This window comes from Nocardia australiensis (assembly GCF_020733705.1).
Classification (GTDB): Bacteria; Actinomycetota; Actinomycetes; order Mycobacteriales; family Mycobacteriaceae; genus Nocardia; species Nocardia australiensis.
On the sequence record NZ_JAJFZM010000002.1, the window covers coordinates 99,102 to 121,348 of the forward strand.

Here is a 22,247-nt window from a genome sequence, read left to right on the forward strand (position 1 = left end):
TGCCCCGAAGAAGCGGTCCAGGCGGCTGGGTGGCGGAGCTGAGCTCGTGCCGGACAATTTCTGAGAAACCTGCACGTCAGCGCCGATGAGGCATAGATTTGACCTGGTGAGGCGTTGCTGCCCCGCAGATCGTGCGATCCACAACGTTTGATTTGGCGCTACTTCTCGCCAACCGCGTAGTGCGACTATTGGCACGCACAGACAGGACAGCAGTTCGCGTCGAATCTCCTCAGCAGACCTCAGGTAGTCATCTCGTCCGCGCGACGAAGGGAGCTTTCATGAGTACGGCGGCGGAGCGGGCAGCTCAACTGGATTTGGTAGCCCGGCTCGAGTCCTCATATCCCGAACTGCCGAATGCGCCGACTCCTGATCTCATCGATCACGAGCGCTTCAGCGCATACATGAAGACTGTCCACGACGTCGGCGGCGAGCCGGACGCGCCGATGAGGTACGAGAACAAACAGTACGAGGTGTGGGAACACAACACCTATGTGATCTGCGAGGTGCTCGCCTGGCGCGGAATCTGGCTCTCGGAAGAGCGGCGCCGGATGGGCAACGTCGATGTCGGGCGCGCTATCTATTTGGGGCTTCCGTACTACGGTCGCTGGCTGCTGGCTGTTGCCCGCGTCCTTGTCGAGAAACACCACATCGGTCTCGGCGAGTTGAGCGAACGGTTAGTAGAAGTCCAGGCCCGGTACGAAGGCGGCCTCGCCGGAAAGACGTTGGCGGCGCAACCCAAGTTCGAAGGTGACGGTTCGCATGTTAAACGCAATCAGCATCATATCCGTGCAGTTGGTAAGGGTGATCCACAGGTGTTTGCCGGCCAAGCGGGAAATCCTAGGTTTCAAGTCGGAGATCCTGTAATGGTGCGCGAAATGCCCGCCTTGTTGTATACCCGCACTCCAGAATATGTGCGCGGCGCCTCAGGAGAGATTGCTTCGGTCGCTTACGAAAGTCCGGCGGCTGAAGATGAAACGTGGGACCGCCCCGACGCGAAGCCCGAGTGGTTCTACGTTGTTCGGTTCAACCTTTCCGAATTATGGTACGGCTACACGGGAACTGCGAACGACAGCCTGCAAACCGAGCTCCCAGAACGCTGGCTGAAAGCAGCGGCCTAGGCCATTCTCCCGGTCGATTTCACTGATTGGCATCTTGCCAGAAAGGGATTCTATGACCGACCACGAACACGATCGCACGGTCGCACCCATGGTGGACGAAATAACCGACTTCGAAGTTCTGGAGATCGCTCTGCGCGAACTGTGCATCGAAAAGGGTATCTTCAGCGCCGAGGAGCATCGCCGTTTCACCGAGTTCGCCGAGCATATCGGTCCGACACCTGCCGCGCATCTGGTCGCCCGCGCATGGCTTGATCCTGATTTCAAAACACTCGCCCTCATCGATCCGATGGCCGCGAGTAAAGAAGTCGGAGTGGACTGGCTGGAACCTACCGGCTTCGGAACGCCGAGCGACTTCACCGCGTTCGAGATCCTCGAGGACACGCCCGAAGTGCACAATGTGATTGTCTGCGCACTGTGCTCATGCTATCCGCGACCGATACTGGGCAATTCTCCCGAGTGGTATCGCACCCCGAATTATCGACGGCGCTTGGTACGTTGGCCGCGTCAGGTACTGGCAGAGTTCGGGCTGTATCTGAGCAACGATGTCGCCATCCAGGTTCAGGACTCTAACCAAAAGCACCGTTTCATGGTGATGCCCCTTCGTCCCGAAGGAACTGACGGATGGGACGAAGATCAGCTGGCCGAAATCGTCACACGCGATTGTTTGATCGGCGTCGCACTGCCCAAGGCGGGTGTGACCAGCAATGTCATCACCGCAACCCGTCCAGCCATCCACCCAGCCGACTGAGGGAGCTCGCAATAGTGAGTACGGCAGATGATTCGGTCTCGACCGAGTATGTCGATATCGCGCCGCTGAAAAGCATTGTGGAACGTAATCAGGTTTGGCCGCGCATGGCCGCCAAGTACGGTGTCGAAAATCCTGCGCCGCCATGGAAGACAAGCTTGGACGGTATGTGCGACGCGCTCGATCACGCGGGATGCGCCATGAGCACCCCCAACTTCAAGGAACGACGCGATGAGGAGGATTCGCTGTCGGCAACCGTCTATTCCGGCCTGCCCTACCCCGAAAACCAGCTCGTCGCACTGGCTCACTCCCTAGTGGTCCGCGGCATCATCGACGAGTCAGAACTCCAGGAACGACTCGTCGGCATCCGAGCCAGACTGGAAGCCTGAACGGGATCTGTGCGCAAGCCCACTTGTCCTTCGAATGTCCTAGGGCATTCGATCGTGCCTCGCCCACGTCCGAGATAGCGGTCAGGCGAACCGGCTGGGATGCCATCGCTCGACCTGATCGGCGAGTCCCAGAGGTCCGAACCGGCTCAGCGGTCTGAGATCTTGACAGGCAAGTATCCACTTGCCTATCGTGGCGTTATGGGCGATATCTTCAAAGCCCTCGCCGATCCCACCCGGCGGACCATTCTCGACGAGCTGACCGCGCGCGACGGTCAGACTCTGTTCGAGATCTGCGTGCGCCTGACGAGTCAACATCAGCTGAGCTTGACCCGGCAGGCCATATCTCAGCATCTGGCGGTGCTGGAGGAGGCCGGGCTGATCACGACGCGCAAGCAGGGGCGGTACAAATTCCACCACCTCGACACCACCCCGCTGACCGCCATCTTCGAGCGGTGGCCGGTCACCAGGAAAGGACAAGCACCGTGAAAATCTATATCACCAGTGTCTTCGTCGACGACCAGCAGAAGGCCCTCGACTTCTACACCGAGGTGCTCGGTTTCACCAAGAAGCACGACATCTCGCTGGGCGAGGCCCGGTGGCTGACGGTCGTCTCACCGGAGGACCCCGAGGGTACAGAACTGCTGCTCGAGCCGGACGGACACCCCGTGGTCAAGCCGTACAAGGAAGGCCTGGTTGCCGACGGCATTCCGGCCACCTCGTTCCAGGTCGCAGACGTGCAGGCGGAATGCGAGCGGCTGCGTGGGCTGGGGGTGACGTTTACGCAGGAGCCGATGACGGCAGGGCCGGCGACCACAGCGGTCTTCGACGACACCTGCGGGAACCTGATCCAGATCGTCACCCTGGCCTGATACTGCAACGGCACTCATTGGTCGGTTGCTGGTAGACCTGTCGCGTGGTGTTGGATCGTGCTGTGGCGGAGCTGGATTCGTTGATGTCGAGGATCGGGGGACGGTTCACCCGCGCTGAGCCGCGGGGACGAGCGGGTGAGTACGTGACGGGGCTGGTCGCGGCTCTGGAACGCAAGAACGGGTGGACCCTAGCTGAACGCGCTGGTGAGAGCGCTCCGCACGGGACGCAGCGGCTGCTGCGGGCCGCCGATTGGGACGTCGACGGAGTCCGTGACGATGTGCGCGGCTATGTCGTCGCCCACCTCGACGACCCCGAGGCCGTGCTGGCCGGTGACGAGAGAAGACCGCGCGCGGGCACTGGCTGCTGGCGCGGCGCTCGATCGGCGACCCGACCGAGATCGCCTACTACATCTGTTATGGCCCGGCCAGCGCCAGGTTGGTCGATCTGGCCTGGACAGCCGGGGCGCGCTGGCACGTGGAGGAAGCATTTCAGCTGGCCAAGGGCGAGGCTGGACCGGATCACTACCAGGTCCGCAAATGGCGCGCCTGGTATGCCCACATCACCTTGTCCATGCTCGCCCCGGCCCGGCTCGCTTCCATGAAAACCCTTGCCGCAAAAGAGGAACCGGCGACCTCGATGAGGACATGATCGTTCTCACATTACCGGAGATCCGCCGGCTGCTCATCGCGTTCATACTCACCCCGCTGCATGCCGCCGACCGCATCTGGGCCTCGGGTGTGCCAGAAGACGGTGAATTTCGCCGAGTGTGAGTGGAATGAGGCCGCTGCCAATGCTTTTGGGGAGATAGCAACAGTGACGGCGAGGTAGGTGTGGGCGAGCATGGCCAGGGTGATGTTCGGTCGAAGATTCCGCGATCGTGCTGACGGTCGTGAAAAAGATCGACCGCACCACGCCTCGGAGTGCGCGGCGGCTCCGGGGCGCGGTCGAATCGAGCGTCAGCCGTCCATCACCTTGATCGCGAGGGCGGGGCACACCCTTGCCGCCTGACGCACAGGCTCCGCGTCGGCGATCTCATCGGTCAGTACGAAGGCGATGCCGTCTTCGTCGCGCTGGTCGAACACCTCCGGTGCCGCCAGTACGCACTGCCCCGAGCCGATGCACTTGTCCTCGTCCAGAACAACTTTCATGTCTGATCTCCTCACCAAGTCACAGCTAGTTCGTGTACGCCGTAGACGATCATGTCGTCTTTGAAGCGCACGTCGGCCAGGTCGCCTGCCAGCCGCAGCGTGGGTATGCGACGGTAGAGCGTGTTGTAGACGACTTGAAGCTCGACCCGGGCCAACGGCTGGCCCAGGCACTGGTGAATGCCATAACCGAACGCGACGTGATGGCGGGCGTCGCGGTGGATGTCGAGATCGTTGGGGGAGTCGGGGAACGCGGCGGCGTCACGGTTGGCCGCCTCGCCGGCGACGATGATTCCCTCGCCCGCTCTGATGAGCTGTCCGCCCACTTCCACGTCCTCCATCGCGACCCGACGACGACCGCTGTGCACGATGGTGAGGTAGCGCAGCATCTCCTCCACGGTGGACCGCACCAGCGCTGGGTCATCCGAATCCCTCAGTTCGGCAAGCTGTTTCGGGTGCTCGAGGAGGGCGAGGGTACCGAGCGCGATCATGTTCGCGGTGGTCTCGTGCCCGGCGATCAGCAGCAGCAACGCCGTGTCGGTGGCTTCGTCGAGCGTGAGTTCGCCGTTGGCCACTTGATTTTTCGCCAGTCGGCTGAGCACGGTGGTGTCCTCGGCCTCGGACTGTTTGCGTCGGACCAGATCGCTCAGGTAGGTGCGCAGTTCTCCACTGACCGTCAGTGAAGTCTCTGGTGAGGCATGGATGTTGATCAGGACGCGACTGCACCGCTGGAAGAATTCGTGATCGGCGTAGGGCACGCCGAGTAGTTCGCAGATCACCAGCGATGGCACGGGCAGTGCGAACGCGGAGACGAGATCGGTCGGTGGCCCGGCCGCCAGCATCTGGTCGATGAGGTCGTCGACGATCTGCTGGATTCGAGGCCGCAGTGCCTCGACGCGCTTGATCATGAAGTCCCGGGTAAGCATGCGCCGCATCACGTCGTGCTCCGGATTGTCCATGGAGATCAAGCTTTTCGAGCGTTGACGGCGTGCCTGGCTCGCCGCGGTCACCGGCAGGTAACCCGATCGATCGGGGTCGGCGCTGAAGCGCGGGTCGGCCAGCACCGCCCGCACGTCGTTGTAGCGCGTGATGAGCCAGCCCTGGTTGCCATTCCAGATCCGAACGCGGCTGATGGGCTGATCTTCGCGTAGCCGAGCCAGATCGGGCGGTGGGTTGAACGGACAGATAGGGGTGCGGGCCATCGGATAGGTAGGAGGGGTCTGTTCTTCGGACGGGGGCGTCAGAGTATTGGTCACCGAGTCTCCAAGCGCGATAAACCTGGCCGAACGATTGTTCGGTTACCTACCAATAGTACGGCGCGACTCAGTAATCGTCAGGGGAAAGGAACATGAGACCGCTGAGTTCGTCGGCGAACAAGAGCGCTGCGGCAGTGTCGGTTTCGGCATCGTCGGAATGGAACAGCGCCACTCGCCCGTGCACGCCGACGAAGACCATGACCGCAGCTCGTTCGGCCGACATGCGCAGTGGATAGCCAGTTTTCGCGCAACGCTCGAAGGTGCCCGCGACGAGCGCCAGGGCCGGACTGAGTGAAGCGTTGCCCTGCACAGACTTACGTCTGGTGAGTAACAGGCGGTAGTGGCCGGGATTCTCCAGGGCGAACCGGCAGTAGGCGTGCATCTGGTCGGTGAGTGCCTGCCTCGGGTCGCCGGACACTCCCGCTGCCGTCAGTGCCTGCGTTAATCGGTGATAGTCGTATTCGACCAAACCGTCCACCAGTGCGGCCTTGTCGGCAAAGTGCTCGTAGATGCTGGCCGGGGCGATCCCGGCCGCGCGAGCCACTCCACGGATTGTGACCGCTTGCTCGCCGCCCAGTTCGGAAAGCAGCCTGCTGGCGGCGGCCAGAATCTCGCCCCGTAGACGTTCACCTTGCCCGCGCGGATTGCGCGTGCGTGTGCTGGACCGATCGGGGCTGGGCGTGCGTATCGCCTCACCATTCATGCTGGAGATCATCGCAGGTTGGGACAGGGAGCGACTGTTCCCAACCCCGACAATTCGCACACGGCGGGTGCGACGCACCTACGGCGCGGTGGTCGCCCGCTTCGGCAGCTTCCAACCCGCCTCGGAAAGTGGCAAGTGTACCCATCGCGACCCGGCCGAAGTGCTGGCGCAACTCGCGGGCAAGCGGATCCATCGCGGCGAAGCCATTGAACACTCACTCGGATAGCCCCCGTGAGGCAGGAGCCGCCAGCACTATTCGACTTCGGCCGCGAGCTCCGGCTCAGTCGAGTTGGAGCTCAGGGGAGTAGATGTCGAGCCAGTGGTGCAGGTCGAGTACCCGGTCCAGGCCGGTCCGGATGTTGCTGGTGATTTGCGCTGGATCGCCTGCGACGGCGTCCTGTACCCATTTGCGGTCCACCAGTGCGAACACCGGGTTATCCGGCTCGGCCAGGATCTCCTTGGCCTGCTGGGCGAGTCCGGTGGCGTAACCGGGATCCTGCGTCGAGGGGTAGGGGCTCTTCACCCGCTGGGCTACCGATTGCGGGAGCACGTGCTTGGTCGCGTGCCGCAGCAGGCTCTTCTCCCTGCCGTCGAACGTCTTCAGCGACCACGGTGTGTTGTACACGTACTCGACCAGACGATGATCGCAGAACGGAACGCGAACCTCGAGACCTACCGCCATCGACGCGCGATCCTTGCGGTCGAGCAGCATGCGGACGACCCGGGTCAGGTGCAGGTGGCAGATCGTGCGCATGCGGCGTTCGTTGTCCGACTCGCCATTGAGGTGCTCGACTTCGGCGACCGCGGTCGCGTACTGATCACCGATGTAATTGTCGACCTGCAAGCGCTGCAACAGGTCTCGGTTGAATACGTTGAAACGGTCATTCCCGACTACCGAGTTCTGGAATGCGAGCCAGGGGAAGGTGTTCGCGTTCACCGCCGCCTCGTCGTGGAACCAGCGGTACCCGCCGAATACTTCGTCGGCCGACTCGCCGGACAACGCGACCGTCGATTGTGCGCGAATCGCCTTGAACAACAGGTAGAGCGAGGAATCCATGTCGCCGAGTCCGGCAGGGATGTCGCGTGCGGTGATCATCGCGCGACGCACCTCGGGATCGGTCAGATCGCCGGGGTTGAGGACGACGTCATGGTGCGCGGACCGCACCAGTTCGGCGACCTCGCGCACGTACGGCGAATCCGGGGTGTCGCGCATCTCGTCCGGCTGGAAGCTCTGCTCCTGGTGCAGAAAATCGACAGAGAAGGTGCGCAACTGCTCGCCGTCACGGGCCAGCCGGGCAGCGGCGAGGCCGGTGATGGCGCTCGAATCGAGACCGCCGGACAAGAGCACACAGCGCGGGACGTCCGAGATCAACTGGCGCTCAACGGTATCGGTCATCAGTTCGCGCACATGGGCGACGCTGTCGTCACGGTTGTCGGTGTGCGCCACCGCGTTCAGTTTCCAGTACGTGCGTGTACGCAGCCCGCTCCGGTCGACGGTGACGATCGTGCCGGGCAGTACCTCGTGCATGTCCTTCCATAACGACCAGCCGGGCTCCTTCGTCATCGCGAACAGTTCGCGTATTCCGTTGGTGTCCACCACTTTGCGGGCCAATGGGTTCGCCAGTATCGCCTTCGGCTCGGAGCCGAACAGCACACCATCTCGGGTGGGGTAGTAGTAGAACGGCTTGATCCCCATGCGATCTCGGATCATCACCAGCTTTTCGTCGCGCTGGTCCCAGATCGCGAACGCGTACATGCCATTGAGATGGTCGACGACGGCGTCACCCCATTGCAGATAGCCGTGCAGTACGACCTCGGTGTCGCTGTCGGTGCGGAACTGGTGTCCGAGTCCGATCAGTTGAGTACGCAGTTCGGTGAAGTTGTAGGTCTCACCGCTGTACACGATGCCGATGTCGCCGTTCGGTGTGTCGACACTCATCGGCTGGGTGCCACCGGGGAGGTCGATGATGGCCAGGCGCCGATGGCCGAGACCGGCATGGGTGCGGACGAATGTGCCCGAGCCGTCCGGGCCGCGACACGCCATCGTCGCTGTCATGGCGTCGAGGGTCGAATGGTTCTGTGTGAGATCTGAATCGAAGGAGACCCAACCCGCAATACCGCACATGCGCTACCTCCAAAGTTCGTTAGCGATGCAAACTATATGTAGAACCGGTGTAACACACGGCGGTGTCCCTTGTCGAAGTTTGTACTCAAAGTTGTTCTAAGACACATAATCTCGTCCCCAAGTCGCCCGGCGAGCCCCTCGCCGCCCGCGCGTCGCCCATGCTGGTGCGAGCCGTCGATTCGACCGCGCACACCACCCCTCGCCGCAGCCGACCCCTCGCAGTTTCTCGGATTCCAGCGACCTGGCCCGCCCGAAATGCAAACGGTCCGGTCATGAACAGGACACGGCGCAGCGATCACCCACCGACACCTCAGCCTCCTCCTGTTGATCCTGGCCCCGTCCGCCCTGCCCCTCCGAGCCCCCACGGCGTCGCCCATGATCACCAGGACATGTCGGGGCGAGCACTCGCCCGATGCGGCGGCCATGTCCTGTTGATCTTTCAAGGGAATTCTTTTGAACGGCTGAGCTTTTGCACTATTTCGAATGGACGACCATGACCGGGCAGTCGGCGTGCTGTACAAGCCAGTTGCTGGTCGACCCCAGCAGCAGGCTACGGAATCCGCCACGCCCGCGACTGCCGACCACGATCAGCTGAGCGGACTCCGACCATTTGACCAGCAGCTCGCGCGGTCCGAAAACGGAGACCTTGCGGGTCACGGTGACATCGGGGTACTTCTCCTGCCAGCCCGCGAGTCGCTCTGCCAACAGCGCGTGTTCGGCGATCTCGAGGTCGACGACGGGGATTTCCAGATAGGCGCTTCCGGCGAACGCGCCGACGCTCAGATCGCTCCAGGCGTGCACGGTGACGAGTTCGGCGTCACGCTCGGATGCCTCCGCGAACGCCGCGGCGATGGCGGCTTCACCGACCGGGCTGCCGTCCACGCCGACCACGACCGGACCGCCGCGATGAGCCGGTTGCCCTGCGTCGGTGCCACGCACGACGACCGTGGCACCGTGGCCGTGGCTGACCACCGTGAGCAGAGTCGACCCGAGGTGAGCGACAGTACCGACACCCGGGGTGGCGCCGAGGGCGACAAGGTCGGCGGATTGCGAGAGTTCGATCAACAATTTCGCTGGATTTGCTTCGAAGAGCTCAGTGATGACGGCCAGTTCCGGGTTGAAGTCATGAGCCAGTTCGCGGGCCTTGGTGAGGATGTGTTCACCGTGGGCATGCATCGGCGCGGTAACCGAAGGTTCCATCGCGTCGTAGCTTCCCAGGACCGCGCGGGTACCGGCGAGGTCGAGGCCGTGCACGATCAGCAGCCGCCGTCGCTTCCGAGCCGCCGTTTGCGCGGCCCATCGGACGGCGGCGTCGCTGGTTGACGACCCGTCTGTTCCCACCACGACCGCGGCTGATGCGAGTTGGTGTGGATTCTCATCGGGGTGAGCGATCATGTCGATGCCTTCTGTCAGTCTTATGGGCGGGCAATGATGAGGGGGCAGTCGGTGGCGTGTAGGACGGCTTGGCTGACCGAGCCGAGCGTCATGCCGGCGAAGCCGCCGCGGCCATGGCTGCCCACGACGATCAGTTGAGTGTCCGCGGATTCCGCGAGTAGGCGTCTGGCCGATCGATCCTCGACGACGACGCGCTGTACTTCGAGGTCCGGATACTTCTCCGCATAGCCGGCCAAGCTCTCGGCCAACAACTCCTCGGCCTCGGTCTGCAAATCGACGCGGGAGATGTAGCGGTTGAATTCGGACCAGGTGAATACCGCACGCACTCCGATCTCGCGATGGGCGGCCTCGTCGAAGGCGACCTCGATGGCGCGGGTGGCGCTCGGAGAGCCGTCGACACCCACCAGCACTGGACCGCCCAGCCGATCCGGTGTGTAGTTCTCCGGTTCGGGAATGACGGCGACCGGGCAGTGCGCATGCCTGGCCACAGCGGTGCTCACCGAGCCGAGGAGGCTGCGGCGGAAGACGCCTAGGCCGCGGGTGCCCACGACCAGTAGGCGGGCGTCCTTGGAGCGGTCGAGCAGGACCGGGATCGGCGGTGCCTCGACCACGAAGGTTGTGATATCGAGGTCACCGACGGGTGCGGCCGCGGCGGTCGCGAATGCGTGGGCCGTGGTGACGGCGGCGGTACCGGCCGCTCGATAGGCGTCGTAATCGAATTGGTTGAAGGCGATCGCGGGACCGAAGTCCATCGGTGCGCTGATGCCGTGAACGATGTGCAGAGGTGCGTGGTGGTGGGCGGCGTCGACCGCGGCCCAGCGCACGGCCTCGGTGGCCGCATCGGAGCCGTCGATACCGACGAGGATAGGGAGATTGATGGCATTGGCGGACACGTGATTTCGTAACCCTTCTGCGCGAATGATGGTGTGCTACTGCGGGGGGACGACCACGACGGGGCACTGCGCGGTCCGCACCAGCGGATCCACCTCATGGGCCAGTCGGAGCGGTGTGCACCAGGTCCGCGCCCGATCGCATCGATCACCGAGGGGCTTTGATCACCTCGTAGAGCCCGTTAACGGCCCCGGCCGCCGCGAGGTCCAGACCGTAGACGATGCGCAGTCGGCGGCCCCGCCGGGAGGTGGTCTCGGCAGCCCATCGCACGGCCGGATCGGCGGCCTCGAAGCCGTCGACACCGACCACCATTTCGGCCGAGGCCAGCCGGTGCGGATCATCGTGGTGCTGGGTGGTCATGCGCGGTGTCCCTTCGGGTTCCGATAAATCGGCTACCCGTAGGTTAGGAATCCGATGCGGTGCGGCACGCCTGGCGTTGGTCACGAACCACAGGGCACTAAGACCGCTGATACCTTCCGCACGCTGAACCTGCCGTCTGACCGCTTGGCGCGCGCTGCTGGATTCGCCGGTCCGCTCATTCGCACATCCAGAACCTCCGCCACCCCGTACTCGCCAACTGTCGCCGCTTTGGCCCAGCGATGGCGGCGGACCCGCACGTCGGCCTGCTCCGCTGCGGACACTGCCGGGCGGATGAAAAAGCAAGGTCGGTGGACCCCGGACAGCGATGACCTTCGTCTCTGCCCGCCCACGCGTACACGCGTGATGCTCGGATCAGCACAAACGCCACCGGAAGAAGGTGATCGGTGATGTCGCGGGACTCGGCGTTCCCGATTCGTGGCCCCTGGTCACCGCTGCGGCGGCTGTGGTGGCGGCGTCCGTGGAGTCCGAATCCGTTGCTGCGGCCATCGGATCGACTCGAGGCTGTGCTGCGGATCGTGGTCACGCTCGCTGTACTCGTCGCGATCCCGATCGCCGGAGCGCTGGGAACGGCCGCCTATACCGACGCCTCGGCCCGGATACGCGCCGAGGACTCGGCGAAATCCGCGGTCAGTGCAGTGATCACGGATGAACCTGAACGGACGCCGTCACATCTGCGCGAGGCACAGGTGCAGTGGACGCACGATGGTCGGCCCGGCATCGCGACGGTGCGGGTGCCGAATGATGCGGCACTAGGCGATCACGTGACCGTGTGGCTGAGACCGGACGGGACTCCGACGGCGGCGCCACGGCGCCCCAGTGCCGCCGCGCTGACCGGTATCGGCATCGGCGTCATGGTGTGCAACGGCACCTGGGTCGTCGCGTGGCTGCTGATGCAGGGCGTGGTGTCGCTGCTCGAGCGTCGTCATGGAGCGAGCTGGGAACGGCGGTGGCGTCAATTCAACAGTCCGATCAAGGAAGACCGGCAATGAGGTTGCAGTACCTCGGTGACCCCGAACAGCGAACGGCCCGCCGGTCGTACCGCTATAGGAGTAACGATGGGCAATTCCTCAGCGCCGCAGATCATCGCGGCCGTCGACGGCTCGGCGAGTTCGTATCAGGCGGTCGCCTGGGCCGCGGTGGATGCCGCACTGCACCATTGTCGGCTGCGCATTGTCACCTCGGTGGCGATTCCCGACTTCGGCCCGGATCGGACCTTGGCGGAGTCGGATATCGAGTGGCTGCGCCGCAACGGCGAGCGGATTCTGGCTGAGGCGACCCTGGTAGCACATCAGGCCGCACTTGGCGAGGAACTGGAGCTCGCCACCGAAGTGATGTTCGTGTCCATCATTCCGACTCTGATCCTGCGCTCGGCGCGGGCCAGGATGCTGGTGGTCGGTACCAGCGGCGTCGGCGCGTTCCAGCGCGGATTGCTCGGCTCGGTCGGCACTGCGCTCACCCACCACGCGCACTGCCCGGTGGCCGTGATTCACGAGAATTCGGCGCTCGATCCGGTATCGGTAGGTAAACCGGTCCTGGTCGGTGTCGACGGGTCGGAGAATAGTGTGCCCGCTATCGAGCTGGCCTTCGAGGAGGCGTCGCGGCGCGAGGTGGGGCTGACAGCGCTGCACACCTGGAGCGATGCCAGCGGGATCGATCTGCCGCATTCGGGCTGGGAGGCCGCGCGGGAGTCCGAGCAGACGCGGTTGGCCGAGCACATGGCCGGTTATCGCGATCGGTATCCGGACGTTCCGGTGCTGCGAATCCTGAAGTTGGACAAGCCTGTTCGGGCGCTGCTCGATGCGTCGGCGAATGCGCAGCTGCTCGTGGTCGGCAGCCACGGCCGTGGTGGATTCGCGAGCATGATGCTCGGGTCGACCAGCAAAGCGCTGCTGCATACGGTGGAGTGCCCGATGATCGTGGTACACAAGGCCTGAGCTCCATGGCACCGCCGCCATGGAGCGCGCCAACGGTGGTTGGTCACAGACCGGACGGATACGTCTCGGGCGTGGTGCCCGCGATCCACTCGCTGGTCGGCTCCAACGGTTCCAGCGGGGTGGTGTGGTCGATGTGGATGAGCGCGTCGAACTGGTCGGCGAGCCTGGTGTGGAAGTAATGGCTCTGACGTTCGGTGCCGGGGCGGTATACCACGCCGATCGCGCGTTGTAGCCGGGGCTGACGCAACAGCTCGCCGACCTTGCCTGGAACGTCCGTGCGGAGTAGGAATTCCCGGTTTCCGGTGTCGTGCAGCAATTCTTCGATACTCGAAGGCAATGCGAAACGGACGGTCTCGCGGCGGTCCGGTCCGCCCCATTCCTCGGCCGCGGTCACCGTGCCCGAGCAGGTGCTGAAGCCGATAAGACGGCAGTCGCGGCCGTGGCGTTCGCGCGTCAGCTGCCCCAGGGTCAGTTGGCCCTCGCCGCCTAATTCGGTGGCGCGGGCATCGCCGACATGAGAATTGTGCGCCCACACCACGATTCGGGCGGGGGAGCGTTCGTCGGAACGGCCGAGATGGTTGGCGAGCGCGTCCAGGCTGTCGGCCATATGCTTGTCGCGCAGATTCCACGAAGACACCCGGTCGCCGAACATGGCCCGGTAGTACGCCTCGGCGTCGCGCACCGAACAGGCATTGCGCAACGCGTCGAACAGGTCGTCGGCGGCGAAAGGCTCCAACTCGTCAACTGCGATCGCGACGCGCTGCAATTCCAGCAACTGCCGGATCGCTTGGGCCTCACAGGAACTGCCCGCCCCGAAGGCCGCGGCGAAACCGTATGCCTGGGCGTCATCGCCCACGACGTGGTCGAAGCAGGCGTAGCGAATCCTGGCGCGCTGCGCCGCCTTCGGATCGACGCGGTCGAGATACTGCACCACCTCCTGTATCGAGCGATGCAGGCTGTAGAGGTCTAGACCGTAGAAGCCGGTCTGCGGTGCGTCGTCACGCAATTGCTCGGCATTGTGCCCGTGCAGCCAGGTGACGAAGTCGCGCACCTCGATATTGCGCCACATCCAGGCCGGGAAACGCTCGAATCCGCGCAACGCCTGATCGGCGGTGGTGTCGGTGCCGCGCCCGTGCACGTACCGGTTCACCCGGTAGGCATCGGGCCAGTCCGCCTCGGCCGCGACGGCGGTGAAGCCCTTCTCCTCGATCAGCCATCGCGTCATCGCCGCCCTGGCCCGGTAGAACTCCTTTGTACCGTGCGAACTCTCGCCGATCAGCACGAATCTGGCGTCGCCGATCAGTTCTTCGAGCACCTGCGATGGCGCGACGCCGCCGGGTGCGTCGATGGCCGCAGCCCGGATGGTCGCCGCGGCGTCGATGCGCGGGACGGCGGTGCCGGTGGTCGACATGCTCAGCAGCGTGCGCACCTGCTCGTCGGTGACCTGAGTGAAGTCCCAGAACCATTCGCCGACCGCGCGGAACGGGGTCGGCATGGTCGCGCAGACCATTTCGTCGACCGATGCGCCGAGTTCCCGGCAGGTCGATTCCGGTGCTGCGGGGACCGCGACCACGATCCGCTTCGGCTCGCCCTCACGGATCGCCTCGATGGCAGCGAACATGCTCGCGCCGGTGGCCAGGCCATCGTCTACCAGGATCACCGTCCGCCCGGCCACCTCGATCGGGCCGCGGCCGGCGCGATAGGCGGCCTCCCGCCGGACCATCTCCGCGGCCTCGTCGCGGGCGATGCTGCGCACCTGGTCGGCGGTCAGCCGCAGCGCACGCACCATATCGTCGTTGAGCACGATGCGGCCACCGATGGACAGTGCGCCGACCGCGAACTCCGGATGACCCGGTGCGCCGAGTTTGCGCACCACCAGGGTGTCCATCGGCGCGCCGAGCGCCGCAGCGACCTCCCACGCGACCGGAACACCACCGCGCGGCAGTCCGAGCACCAAGACATCAGGATCGCCGCGATAGTGTTCGAGCAGACCGCCCAGCACCCGGCCTGCCTCGTGCCGATTCCGGAAGATCGGTCGAGGTGGTTCCTGCCGTACTTGTGTATGGTTCATCGCAAGCCTCCCATCGGTCGGCCCATCGCGGGCCGAATTGTCTTGTCAGAGTTCGCTATTCGGTGGCCGATACTGTTCGGGCCGGCGGGTGGGCAGCCCCAGCGCGCTGCGCTGGACGGCCAGCGTCAGATCTGTCGCGGTGACCACTCCGATGAGTCGACCGTGCGAATCGATCGCCGTGATGACGTCGAAGTCGGGTCGCAGCACCACATGTGATGCCACGGTGGAAAGCAGTTCGTCACCGGAAACCCGGGCCGCCGGCGGCAGCGGACGGGCGAGGCTACGCACTGCGGTAGTCTCGCGAGCCGCCACGGGCAGTGCGGTGAGATCGGACCAGCCGAGCTCGCCGATCGGTCGGCCGGCACTGTCGATCACTGGGAAAGCCCGATGGGCGGTGTGCGCGAGCTGTGAGCGCAGCAGGTCGGCCACCGACCAGGTCGCCGGAACCGACAGCGGATGTTCGGTCATGACGTCGCGTACCCGAATGATGCCCAGCCGATGTCGCAGCCCGGCGGTGGACAGTTCGATATTGGCGGCCGAATACAGGAACCAGCCGAGCAGCATCAGCCAGAGCCCTCCGCCCGCGCCGACCAGTAGCAACTCCGCGCCACCGAGGATCAGCAGACTCAGCCCGAGGAAGCGGCCGCTGCGTGCGGCTACGGTGGCGGCACGCAGCCGATCTCCGGTGCGCCGCCAGACCAGTGCGCGCAGGACTCGGCCACCGTCCAGTGGCGCGCCTGGCAGCAGATTGAATACGGCCAGAATGAGATTCATCGCGCCCAGCCAGCCGAGCATCGCCGGCACCGGCCCACTGATCAGCGCTGCGACCACATCGGCGACACCGAACAGCGCGAGGCTGAGCACGAAGCTGGTGAGCGGTCCGGCCAATGCGATCCGCAGATCCGAGCGCGGATCCTTCGGTTCGTCGCCGAGTTCGGACACACCGCCGAGTAGCCACAACACGACCACATCGACCCGGGTGCCGCTACGGCGCGCGACGATCGAATGCGCCAACTCGTGGCTCAGCAGGGAGATAAACAGTCCGACCGCGCCGCCTGCGGCGACCAGCCAGACCGCCACCGGGTTCCCATCGGTGCCAGCGAGCGAGCGGCCGAGGAGATAGATAAACAGGCCGAGGGTGACCAGCGCCGACCAGTGCGCGCCGATGCGGATGCCCGCGACCCGTCCCAGTGGAATCGTCGCACGCAACATGTCAAAGCTGCCGCGCGTCGGCGCCGACCAGACCTTCGGCGAGCAGAATGCGATGCGCCTGCTGGGCCGCCTGGGTCGACCTGTCACTATCTGGTTTGTCGGCGGGCAGTCGCTCGAGGCCGCGCGCGAGTACGGCGACTGCGTCACCGAGTGCCCGAATGCGATTATCGATGTCGGCGACCGGATCGACCTCGCGCGCAACGGCGGCCGGTGACGACTCGATCAGTGACTCGTCGACCTCCGGTTGCGCACCGCACAGCACTCTGTACAGACGCATCGGGAGCACCGCGAATATCCCATTCAACTGTCCAGGGGAGAACAGCTCCGACAGCGCCGTCGTGACCGCACCGGCGACCGGGCCGACCTCGTTCTCGTCGATGCCGGCCTCGCGGGCGAACTGCCTGGTGAATTCGGCGACGCCATGCCGAACCGGCACGTGGCCGGGCATCCAGCCCTCGTAATAGGCGCCGCGCAGAATTTCGGGGAGTTGCGCAGTCAGGTGGGCTGAGCTGCTAGCACTGATGCGGTCGCGGACGGTATGCATCCAGGCGCGCAGCGCCCGGTACGCGAAAGCCGGTTCGTCGGTATCGAGACTGTCGGCGACCGCGCGCAGCCAATCGTGCGCAGTCTGCACGGCGGAGGTGAGGGGATCGGCGGGGTGCGACATGACTGGCTCCTGGGTGCGTGCCGGTGTTGTAGCCCCAGCCTGCGACGTGCGCGGGCACCGACCTAGGGCCGAAGGGTGCCCTCGGGTGAGCCGATGGTCCCGGTTTCGCGGCGGCCTGCTGTGCGGTACCGCCGGGTGCGGCGGCGTCGGCGGTCGAGGACCGAAAGTACGTTCCGTTGTGGGATGTTTACCACCACCGCGGTCGCCTCCGATCGGCTGCGCGCGGTGCATTCGAGGAGCATCTCCGACAGCGCCTCGCCGGTATCCAGCCAGTGTGTCGAGGGTGCCCGAGCATCACGGATGTGGTCGCGCCAGTTCGCGCACGGCGTTGAACACATAAACCAACCGCCCTGTGCCTGCATCGGTAACCGGTCTATTTGTGCTGCATTGTCAGGATGTCGGTCAGCGGGCGGCGCGGCGTCGGCGGGTTCTCGGGTTCGCCGTCGGGTGCGGTGCCGACTCGGATGACCACCTGGGGGACACCGGGGTGGGGCAGCATGCTCGCGATAATCATTCGGGCCGAGGGCATTTCGGTGATGTGGGTCATCGGGCAACTCGCCAGCCCGGCTGCTGTGCATTCCAGCAGTACGGCCGAAAGCGCTTCACCGGTATGCAGCCATGCGGCGACGGATTCGCGGCCGGAACTGAGCACCAGCAGTCGCGCATGGTCCTCGAGATCGCCGCGCCGGGCCGAATGCGGTGCCGACGGGAAGGTGCGACCCACACTGATGCGGGAGAATTCGGCATCAGAGACCAGCGCCTCGCGCGGGATACCTTCGGGATCGCCGGAATGTCCAGTCCACCAGTGTAATTCGGCCTGGTACTCCATGTCGTAGCGGCGGACCGCGGTGGTGCGGTCGGAGGCCGCCGCGAGCTTCGCGTGCGCGCTTTCGTCGAGGAGATCGAGTTCGAGGTAGTGCGGTGTCACCAGCATTCGCCCGGCGCGTAGGAACTGCGGCAGCCCGGTGGGTGCGTACAGCGGCAGTCGGTCGGTGCGCCGCCGATCCATGGCGCGGGCGCGGACCTGCACGCCGACTGGGGGATCGGGCCACGGCCGGTACGCGATGACCGCCAGATAGTCGGAGCGGTTGGAATCGGGTAGCCGGGTGATATCGGTATGCCAGCCCTTGACGGCAAAGGCGGTACGCACGTGGTGCAGCATCGCGCCACAGCTGATCACCAACTGTCTGCCGATTGGGTCTGCTGAGGTCATCAGGCGGTCGTCGTCGCGGTACAGGTGCAGTCGGACGCCGTCGAATACCCAGCGCCACGGTTGGGTGTTGTGCAGCGACGGTGCGCGCCCGGCCGATCGCATGGCCGCCAGCACCGTCGAATGGTCCGGCACGGAACGTACATGGGAAGGGCTGGTATCGGTCATACCGTCGAGTGTCGTCGCGCCCTGAGCGGCTCGATATGGGCCTTGCGCCCGTTCTCGAAGGTCCATGGTCACCCGCCGACTCGGGCCGGTGTCAGGTCCTCGTCGGGTCGAACACGCCCACCGGTCATGAATTGCCGGGCACCGAGCAGGATCCGTGCACGGCCGTGCACATTTCGATCGCGGCGCTCGAGACCGCACGGCGGCCCCGTCGAGCTGTGATCGGTCATCGAGACGAGCTCGCCAACCCGCATTTCTCTTTGCAAACGTACCCCAGGATCCACGGGTCGGTATCCGCAGCTACCCGGCGGCCGATGCGCTATGCGGACCTTTTGCCTTGTGGGCCAGCGGTTTTCGGTCCATCGGTTCAGCTCCGGCAGACGAGTACCGGGCAGGTGGTGTGGTGGAGCAGGTCTCGGCTGGTCGACCCGAACAGTAACGCCGTAGCGGTAGGGCGGCCATGGCTGCCGACGACAAGCAACTGAACATCGCGCGCTATCTCGTTCAACACCGAGCGGGCCAGGCCCGGGGCCGGCATTTCGATGACCTCGACATCCGGATACTCCGTGCGCCAACCCACCAGTGACTCGGCCAGCAGCGTGCGCTGCTGGCCGCCGCGGTCGAGATGGTGGCCTCTCGGTTCGATACGTGACGGCCAGCAGTGCACGGCGGTGAGCGGCACCCCGAACGCGGCGGCGATTTCGAAGGCGTGGGCGATGGCCGGAATGCTGAGTTCGGTTCCGTCGATGCCGACCGCGACCGGCTTGCCGCGCGGAATGGGCCTGCCGTACGCGCCGCGCCAAACCCCAACCGGGCAGTGCGCGTGCTGGGCGACATACATGGTGATGGGGCCTACCAACCGGTCCCCAAAGGCGGTCTGCGCACCGACCACGACGATGTGGGCGTGTGCGCTCAATGCCACGAGCGCGTCGGCGGGCGGGCCTTCGGGGCGCACCGCGCTGACGGTCACGTCCGGATCGCAGGTGTACACGAGCTGGCGGGTGCGCTCGAGGGTCGCGTCGACGGAGTTCGGTGCATGGATGTGTTCGGCCAACTGCTGTGCGGCCGTAGCCGAATGCGGTTGCGCATAGGCGATCAACAGCGGTGCGTGCAGGGCGCCGGCGAGATAGGCGGCCCAGCGTGCCGCGTTCAACGCTGTTGAAGAATCGTCGACGCCGACGACGATCGAGGTGCGATCGGCCCTGATACTCATCGATCCGCACTCCTTGCCGCGAGATCTTTCGATTGCGTCACAGCGACTACGACCACATTCCATCCTCGTCCCCGGCGGGCCGCCGCGGAAGGGACATCGGTGCTCGAAGGCGGGATCGTAGGTCAACGGATTACTGCGGACCGAGACCGAGGGCCTGCCGCCGTCCTACCCTGGCGCTATTGTGAACCTCCGTTGGTGGACGCCGGAAGGTGTTGTGCGCATACGGCTTCCACGAATTCACCGACGGTGGTTTCGGGTAGCCGTCGGGACAGGTCGGCCTCGGTGATGATGCCTGCCAGTTTGCCTGCCTCGGTTACCGGGAGTCGTCGGATCTGGTGTTGCTCCATCAGTACCAGCGCGTCACCGATATCTGTGCCGGTGTCAACGGTGAGCAGGTCCTCGCCCTGGGCTAATTCGCCCGCAGTGGTGGTGCGCGGATTCGTGCCGGTGGCAACGCATTTGACGACGATATCGCGGTCGGTGACGATCCCGACCGGGTGTCCCTCACCGTCGCAGATCGGCAAGGCGCCGACATCCAGTTGACGCATTCGCTGAGCTGCGGTCTCCATGGTGTCGCGGACTGAAATGCTCGCGACATCGGGCTGCATGATTGCTTGTGCGGTGGTCATGACCGGCCTCCTTGCCGAATAGGTCGTGCACTGGTGGAACTCATCATCGACGGCGCCGAAGGGGGCGGCGAGGGCCGAAAGTCATCGTGGCGCCGGGATTCGACAGTGGCAACTGCCGGCCTTCCATGGTTGCCGACGAGATCGCCCCGCGCCGCCGCACCGGCTGGTCAGTCGCGGTGACCGGCCTCGCGCACCCGGTCACCGGTCCCGATCGCATCGCCGGTTACGAGCGCCTGCTGGTCGACCAGGTCATGGATGCCGTCATCGCGATCCCCTGGTCGGCCGAGGGACTTTGGTCACTCGCGATGAGACAGGGGTCCGTGTGCCGGACTACTCGATGCTCTATTTCGGCAGTCCGGGTTTCGGTGGAATGGACGGTATAGACGAATTGTCCAGGGCTGAACTGCGGCGCGCCGTCGACGCACACCAGCGAACGATCCAGTTGAGCTGATCGGCCGGCGGCCTGTCAGGAGGTTCTGATGGTATTTCTCGATCGAGGTGACGCCGGCCGACAACTCGCGGTGCGCCTGCGGCAGTCGCGGGATGCCGATACCGTCGTGCTCGGTTTGCCGCGCGGCGGAGTTCCGGTCGACGACCCGCTGTTGAGCGATGACGAGGTTCGGGCGGCCGCCGGAAAGGTCGAACTCGCCGGAAATCTCACCATTCCGGAGCAGCCGATCGGGATGGTCGTTTTCGCGCATGGCAGCGGCAGCAGCAGATACAGTCCCCGGAATCGCTACGTGGCGAGCGTGCTCAACCGAGCTGGTCTAGGCACGCTGATGTTCGACCTGCTCACGGCCGAGGAGGAGATCCACCGGGCCGGGGTCTTCGACATCGATCTGCTGGCACGGCGGTTGGTCGATGTGACCAAATGGCTTGTTCGTCAGGAACACGTCCCCGGTCTGCGGATCGGCTACTTCGGAGCCGGCACCGGAGCGGGTGCGGCGCTGTCGGCGGCGACCGATCCGCGGGTCGAGATTCACGCGGTGGTGTCTCGCGGTGGCCGACCAGATCTGGCGGGCGACCGGCTGGGCGAGGTCCGAGCACCGACGCTGCTGATCGTCGGCGGCCACGACACCGTCATGCTGGAGCTCAATCAGTTTGCCCAAGCCGCGATGTCGTGCGAGACCGTACTCGCAGTAGTGCCCGGCGCCACCCACCTCTTCGTCGAACCGGGGGCGCTGGAGAAGGTTGCCGACCTGGCTCGCGACTGGTTCGTAGCCCAGCTGGGCCCCGTTGCCGCCGAGGATCGGTCCGAGCCCGGCAAGGTATAGGCGCGCGCTCTAGCGGTGTGCCGCCACCCGACACCGGACCACTCCGGCGTTCGCACCACGCCTCGGTGATGTCACATGGGGCCCATCATGGGGCAACCACTCATCAGGCCACACATCCAGTGACAAAACATCTGCGTCGGGTTCATGCCGTCGATTCCTTCCTTCGAGACCGAGTCCGGCGCGGTGGCCGGTGCAAGGCCAATTGTGTTGCGATGGATGTCGATCCTGTGCGGCCCCGATTCCACCCCCGGCATTGACGACAAACGGCCCGGTCCGAGGGGACCGGGGTCCCTAGTCCGACGCGCCGTGCCGTGGTCGAATCGAAAGTATCAGTCTCCCAATGAGAATGGAGCCAATCATGAGCCTGCTTCCGGTACATCGCCGCACGCACTCGCTGTTTCCCGAACTGACCGACTGGCTCGCTGGTTTCCCGACCATCGAGAACGCTCGCCCGTTCGGGGAGGGCCGTCTGCTGCGTATCGAGGACGAGATGTCCGAAGGTAAATACCTTGTGCGCGCCGAAATGCCGGGTCTGGATCCGGATAGGGATGTCACCGTCACGGTCCACGACGGCGTGCTCACCATCAAGGCCGAGCGCAGCGAAAGGCAGGAGACCAAGGGACGTTCCGAGTTCAGCTATGGCGCGTTCGTCCGTTCGATCGCATTGCCCGCCGGTGCCGACGAGGACGATATCGCCGCGTCCTACGACAAGGGAATCCTCACCGTTTCGGTCCCGGTTGCCGACGTCTCGGTGCCTGCCGAAAAGCACATCGCGATCAAATCGTCCTAATGACAACCGAATCCGGGATGCCGTCGCGACGGCTATCCCGGATCTGCCAGGTCGCGACGACCCA

General features: G+C 64.8%; 23 protein-coding genes and 4 pseudogenes. 13 read left to right on the forward strand and 14 right to left on the reverse strand.

The genetic code is table 11. The features are described from left to right. Positions 1 to 278: 278 nt before the first annotated feature. The 7 genes and pseudogenes from LKE06_RS15115 to LKE06_RS32565 all read left to right on the forward strand — a co-directional run bounded on the left by LKE06_RS15115 (position 279) and on the right by LKE06_RS32565 (position 3,892). Positions 279 to 1,118, forward strand: a complete 840-nt coding sequence (locus LKE06_RS15115; RefSeq protein WP_227999544.1) for an SH3-like domain-containing protein — start codon at positions 279 to 281, stop codon at positions 1,116 to 1,118. A gap of 52 nt (positions 1,119 to 1,170) precedes the next feature. Continuing rightward, positions 1,171 to 1,866 (forward strand): thiocyanate hydrolase subunit gamma, encoded by a 696-nt coding sequence (gene scnC, locus LKE06_RS15120; RefSeq protein WP_227999546.1) that lies wholly within the window; start codon positions 1,171 to 1,173, stop codon positions 1,864 to 1,866. A 104-nt stretch (positions 1,867 to 1,970) separates the two neighbouring features. Further along, complete coding sequence (locus LKE06_RS15125) at positions 1,971 to 2,252, forward strand: thiocyanate hydrolase (RefSeq protein ID WP_228000628.1); 282 nt, start codon at positions 1,971 to 1,973, stop codon at positions 2,250 to 2,252. A gap of 198 nt (positions 2,253 to 2,450) precedes the next feature. Then, positions 2,451 to 2,738, forward strand: a complete 288-nt coding sequence (locus LKE06_RS15130) for an ArsR/SmtB family transcription factor (protein WP_227999548.1) — start codon at positions 2,451 to 2,453, stop codon at positions 2,736 to 2,738. After that, positions 2,735 to 3,121, forward strand: a complete 387-nt coding sequence (locus tag LKE06_RS15135; RefSeq protein ID WP_227999549.1) for a VOC family protein — start codon at positions 2,735 to 2,737, stop codon at positions 3,119 to 3,121. The genes LKE06_RS15130 and LKE06_RS15135 overlap by 4 nt, the downstream gene beginning before the upstream one ends. Before the next feature lie 44 nt (positions 3,122 to 3,165). After that, positions 3,166 to 3,770 (forward strand): annotated as a pseudogene (locus tag LKE06_RS15140) (transposase). Continuing rightward, positions 3,767 to 3,892, forward strand: a complete 126-nt coding sequence (locus tag LKE06_RS32565; protein WP_255649209.1) for a hypothetical protein — start codon at positions 3,767 to 3,769, stop codon at positions 3,890 to 3,892. Before LKE06_RS15140 ends, LKE06_RS32565 begins: the two are co-directional and overlap by 4 nt. On the opposite strand, the pseudogene LKE06_RS33450 reads toward LKE06_RS32565, so the two are convergent. The 4 genes and pseudogenes from LKE06_RS33450 to LKE06_RS15155 form a co-directional block, all read right to left on the reverse strand. Beyond that, positions 3,857 to 3,979: pseudogene (locus tag LKE06_RS33450) on the reverse strand (IS701 family transposase); the annotation flags it as partial. The gene LKE06_RS32565 and the pseudogene LKE06_RS33450 sit on opposite strands and share 36 nt — an antisense overlap. A 99-nt stretch (positions 3,980 to 4,078) precedes the next feature. Then, a complete protein-coding gene (locus tag LKE06_RS15145; protein ID WP_227999551.1) occupies positions 4,079 to 4,270 on the reverse strand; it encodes a ferredoxin in 192 nt (63 codons plus the stop codon). Positions 4,271 to 4,281: 11 nt separating this feature from the next. Then, entirely contained in the window at positions 4,282 to 5,469 is a 1,188-nt protein-coding gene (locus LKE06_RS15150) for a cytochrome P450 (protein WP_228000629.1), read from the reverse strand. A 121-nt stretch (positions 5,470 to 5,590) separates the two neighbouring features. Continuing rightward, positions 5,591 to 6,226, reverse strand: coding sequence for a TetR/AcrR family transcriptional regulator (locus LKE06_RS15155; RefSeq protein ID WP_227999553.1), 636 nt, complete (start codon positions 6,224 to 6,226; stop codon positions 5,591 to 5,593). Between LKE06_RS15155 and LKE06_RS15160 the strand changes: the two genes are divergently transcribed. Beyond that, complete coding sequence (locus LKE06_RS15160) at positions 6,225 to 6,452, forward strand: hypothetical protein (protein ID WP_227999555.1); 228 nt, start codon at positions 6,225 to 6,227, stop codon at positions 6,450 to 6,452. The genes LKE06_RS15155 and LKE06_RS15160 overlap by 2 nt on opposite strands. A 54-nt stretch (positions 6,453 to 6,506) precedes the next feature. Here the strand turns inward: LKE06_RS15160 and asnB are convergent, their stop codons facing one another. The 4 genes from asnB to LKE06_RS15180 form a co-directional block, all read right to left on the reverse strand. Then, positions 6,507 to 8,351: an asparagine synthase (glutamine-hydrolyzing) gene (asnB, locus tag LKE06_RS15165; protein ID WP_227999557.1), complete on the reverse strand. Its 1,845-nt coding sequence runs from the start codon at positions 8,349 to 8,351 to the stop codon at positions 6,507 to 6,509. A 474-nt stretch (positions 8,352 to 8,825) separates the two neighbouring features. After that, positions 8,826 to 9,746, reverse strand: coding sequence for a universal stress protein (locus tag LKE06_RS15170; RefSeq protein ID WP_227999558.1), 921 nt, complete (start codon positions 9,744 to 9,746; stop codon positions 8,826 to 8,828). 20 nt (positions 9,747 to 9,766) lie between these two features. Next, positions 9,767 to 10,639: a universal stress protein gene (locus LKE06_RS15175; protein ID WP_227999560.1), complete on the reverse strand. Its 873-nt coding sequence runs from the start codon at positions 10,637 to 10,639 to the stop codon at positions 9,767 to 9,769. A gap of 145 nt (positions 10,640 to 10,784) precedes the next feature. Further along, on the reverse strand, positions 10,785 to 10,997 hold the full coding sequence (locus LKE06_RS15180; RefSeq protein ID WP_227999562.1) for a universal stress protein: 213 nt from the start codon (positions 10,995 to 10,997) through the stop codon (positions 10,785 to 10,787). Between the two features lie 407 nt (positions 10,998 to 11,404). Here LKE06_RS15180 and LKE06_RS15185 point away from each other — a divergent pair, with 407 nt between their 5' ends. Both LKE06_RS15185 and LKE06_RS15190 read left to right on the forward strand, forming a co-directional pair. After that, a complete protein-coding gene (locus LKE06_RS15185) occupies positions 11,405 to 12,007 on the forward strand; it encodes an Rv1733c family protein (RefSeq protein ID WP_227999564.1) in 603 nt (200 codons plus the stop codon). 66 nt (positions 12,008 to 12,073) lie between these two features. Further along, on the forward strand, positions 12,074 to 12,952 hold the full coding sequence (locus tag LKE06_RS15190) for a universal stress protein (RefSeq protein WP_227999566.1): 879 nt from the start codon (positions 12,074 to 12,076) through the stop codon (positions 12,950 to 12,952). Between the two features lie 43 nt (positions 12,953 to 12,995). Here the strand turns inward: LKE06_RS15190 and LKE06_RS15195 are convergent, their stop codons facing one another. The 6 genes from LKE06_RS15195 to LKE06_RS15220 form a co-directional block, all read right to left on the reverse strand. After that, a complete protein-coding gene (locus LKE06_RS15195; RefSeq protein ID WP_227999568.1) occupies positions 12,996 to 15,023 on the reverse strand; it encodes an erythromycin esterase family protein in 2,028 nt (675 codons plus the stop codon). 45 nt (positions 15,024 to 15,068) lie between these two features. Further along, the gene (locus tag LKE06_RS15200) at positions 15,069 to 16,235 is read right to left on the reverse strand and encodes a site-2 protease family protein (RefSeq protein ID WP_227999570.1); all 1,167 of its coding nucleotides are present in this window, start codon (positions 16,233 to 16,235) and stop codon (positions 15,069 to 15,071) included. 1 nt (position 16,236) lies between these two features. Beyond that, positions 16,237 to 16,902 carry a DUF2267 domain-containing protein gene (locus LKE06_RS15205; protein WP_227999572.1) on the reverse strand — a complete coding sequence of 222 codons (666 nt, stop codon included), beginning with the start codon at positions 16,900 to 16,902 and terminating at the stop codon, positions 16,237 to 16,239. Between the two features lie 373 nt (positions 16,903 to 17,275). Beyond that, the gene (locus tag LKE06_RS15210; protein WP_227999574.1) at positions 17,276 to 18,280 is read right to left on the reverse strand and encodes an Acg family FMN-binding oxidoreductase; all 1,005 of its coding nucleotides are present in this window, start codon (positions 18,278 to 18,280) and stop codon (positions 17,276 to 17,278) included. 364 nt (positions 18,281 to 18,644) lie between these two features. Beyond that, positions 18,645 to 19,490 (reverse strand): universal stress protein, encoded by an 846-nt coding sequence (locus LKE06_RS15215; protein ID WP_227999576.1) that lies wholly within the window; start codon positions 19,488 to 19,490, stop codon positions 18,645 to 18,647. Between the two features lie 176 nt (positions 19,491 to 19,666). Continuing rightward, on the reverse strand, positions 19,667 to 20,119 hold the full coding sequence (locus LKE06_RS15220; RefSeq protein WP_227999578.1) for a CBS domain-containing protein: 453 nt from the start codon (positions 20,117 to 20,119) through the stop codon (positions 19,667 to 19,669). A gap of 131 nt (positions 20,120 to 20,250) precedes the next feature. On the opposite strand from LKE06_RS15220, the pseudogene LKE06_RS33455 reads away from it, so the two are divergent. From LKE06_RS33455 to LKE06_RS15235, 3 genes and pseudogenes are all read left to right on the forward strand, one after another. Continuing rightward, positions 20,251 to 20,391: pseudogene (locus tag LKE06_RS33455) on the forward strand (pyridoxamine 5'-phosphate oxidase family protein); the annotation flags it as partial. Between the two features lie 321 nt (positions 20,392 to 20,712). Next, a pseudogene (locus LKE06_RS15230) lies at positions 20,713 to 21,393 on the forward strand (dienelactone hydrolase family protein); the annotation flags it as partial. A 355-nt stretch (positions 21,394 to 21,748) separates the two neighbouring features. Beyond that, entirely contained in the window at positions 21,749 to 22,183 is a 435-nt protein-coding gene (locus tag LKE06_RS15235) for an Hsp20/alpha crystallin family protein (protein WP_228000630.1), read from the forward strand. Positions 22,184 to 22,247 lie beyond the last annotated feature (64 nt).

Coding starts and splice junctions, on each gene's coding strand:
- asnB (WP_227999557.1), bottom strand. CDS start 8,351: ATGTGCGGTATTGCGGGTTGGGTCTCCTTCGATTCAGATCTCACACAG.
- scnC (WP_227999546.1), top strand. CDS start 1,171: ATGACCGACCACGAACACGATCGCACGGTCGCACCCATGGTGGACGAA.
- LKE06_RS15205 (WP_227999572.1), bottom strand. CDS start 16,902: ATGTCGCACCCCGCCGATCCCCTCACCTCCGCCGTGCAGACTGCGCAC.
- LKE06_RS15115 (WP_227999544.1), top strand. CDS start 279: ATGAGTACGGCGGCGGAGCGGGCAGCTCAACTGGATTTGGTAGCCCGG.
- LKE06_RS15190 (WP_227999566.1), top strand. CDS start 12,074: ATGGGCAATTCCTCAGCGCCGCAGATCATCGCGGCCGTCGACGGCTCG.
- LKE06_RS15155 (WP_227999553.1), bottom strand. CDS start 6,226: ATGAATGGTGAGGCGATACGCACGCCCAGCCCCGATCGGTCCAGCACA.
- LKE06_RS15145 (WP_227999551.1), bottom strand. CDS start 4,270: ATGAAAGTTGTTCTGGACGAGGACAAGTGCATCGGCTCGGGGCAGTGC.
- LKE06_RS15195 (WP_227999568.1), bottom strand. CDS start 15,023: ATGAACCATACACAAGTACGGCAGGAACCACCTCGACCGATCTTCCGG.
- LKE06_RS15185 (WP_227999564.1), top strand. CDS start 11,405: ATGTCGCGGGACTCGGCGTTCCCGATTCGTGGCCCCTGGTCACCGCTG.
- LKE06_RS15180 (WP_227999562.1), bottom strand. CDS start 10,997: ATGACCACCCAGCACCACGATGATCCGCACCGGCTGGCCTCGGCCGAA.
- LKE06_RS15125 (WP_228000628.1), top strand. CDS start 1,971: ATGGCCGCCAAGTACGGTGTCGAAAATCCTGCGCCGCCATGGAAGACA.
- LKE06_RS15130 (WP_227999548.1), top strand. CDS start 2,451: ATGGGCGATATCTTCAAAGCCCTCGCCGATCCCACCCGGCGGACCATT.
- LKE06_RS32565 (WP_255649209.1), top strand. CDS start 3,767: ATGATCGTTCTCACATTACCGGAGATCCGCCGGCTGCTCATCGCGTTC.
- LKE06_RS15150 (WP_228000629.1), bottom strand. CDS start 5,469: ATGGCCCGCACCCCTATCTGTCCGTTCAACCCACCGCCCGATCTGGCT.
- LKE06_RS15215 (WP_227999576.1), bottom strand. CDS start 19,490: ATGAGTATCAGGGCCGATCGCACCTCGATCGTCGTCGGCGTCGACGAT.
- LKE06_RS15200 (WP_227999570.1), bottom strand. CDS start 16,235: ATGTTGCGTGCGACGATTCCACTGGGACGGGTCGCGGGCATCCGCATC.
- LKE06_RS15210 (WP_227999574.1), bottom strand. CDS start 18,280: ATGACCGATACCAGCCCTTCCCATGTACGTTCCGTGCCGGACCATTCG.
- LKE06_RS15160 (WP_227999555.1), top strand. CDS start 6,225: ATGCTGGAGATCATCGCAGGTTGGGACAGGGAGCGACTGTTCCCAACC.
- LKE06_RS15170 (WP_227999558.1), bottom strand. CDS start 9,746: ATGATCGCTCACCCCGATGAGAATCCACACCAACTCGCATCAGCCGCG.
- LKE06_RS15220 (WP_227999578.1), bottom strand. CDS start 20,119: ATGACCACCGCACAAGCAATCATGCAGCCCGATGTCGCGAGCATTTCA.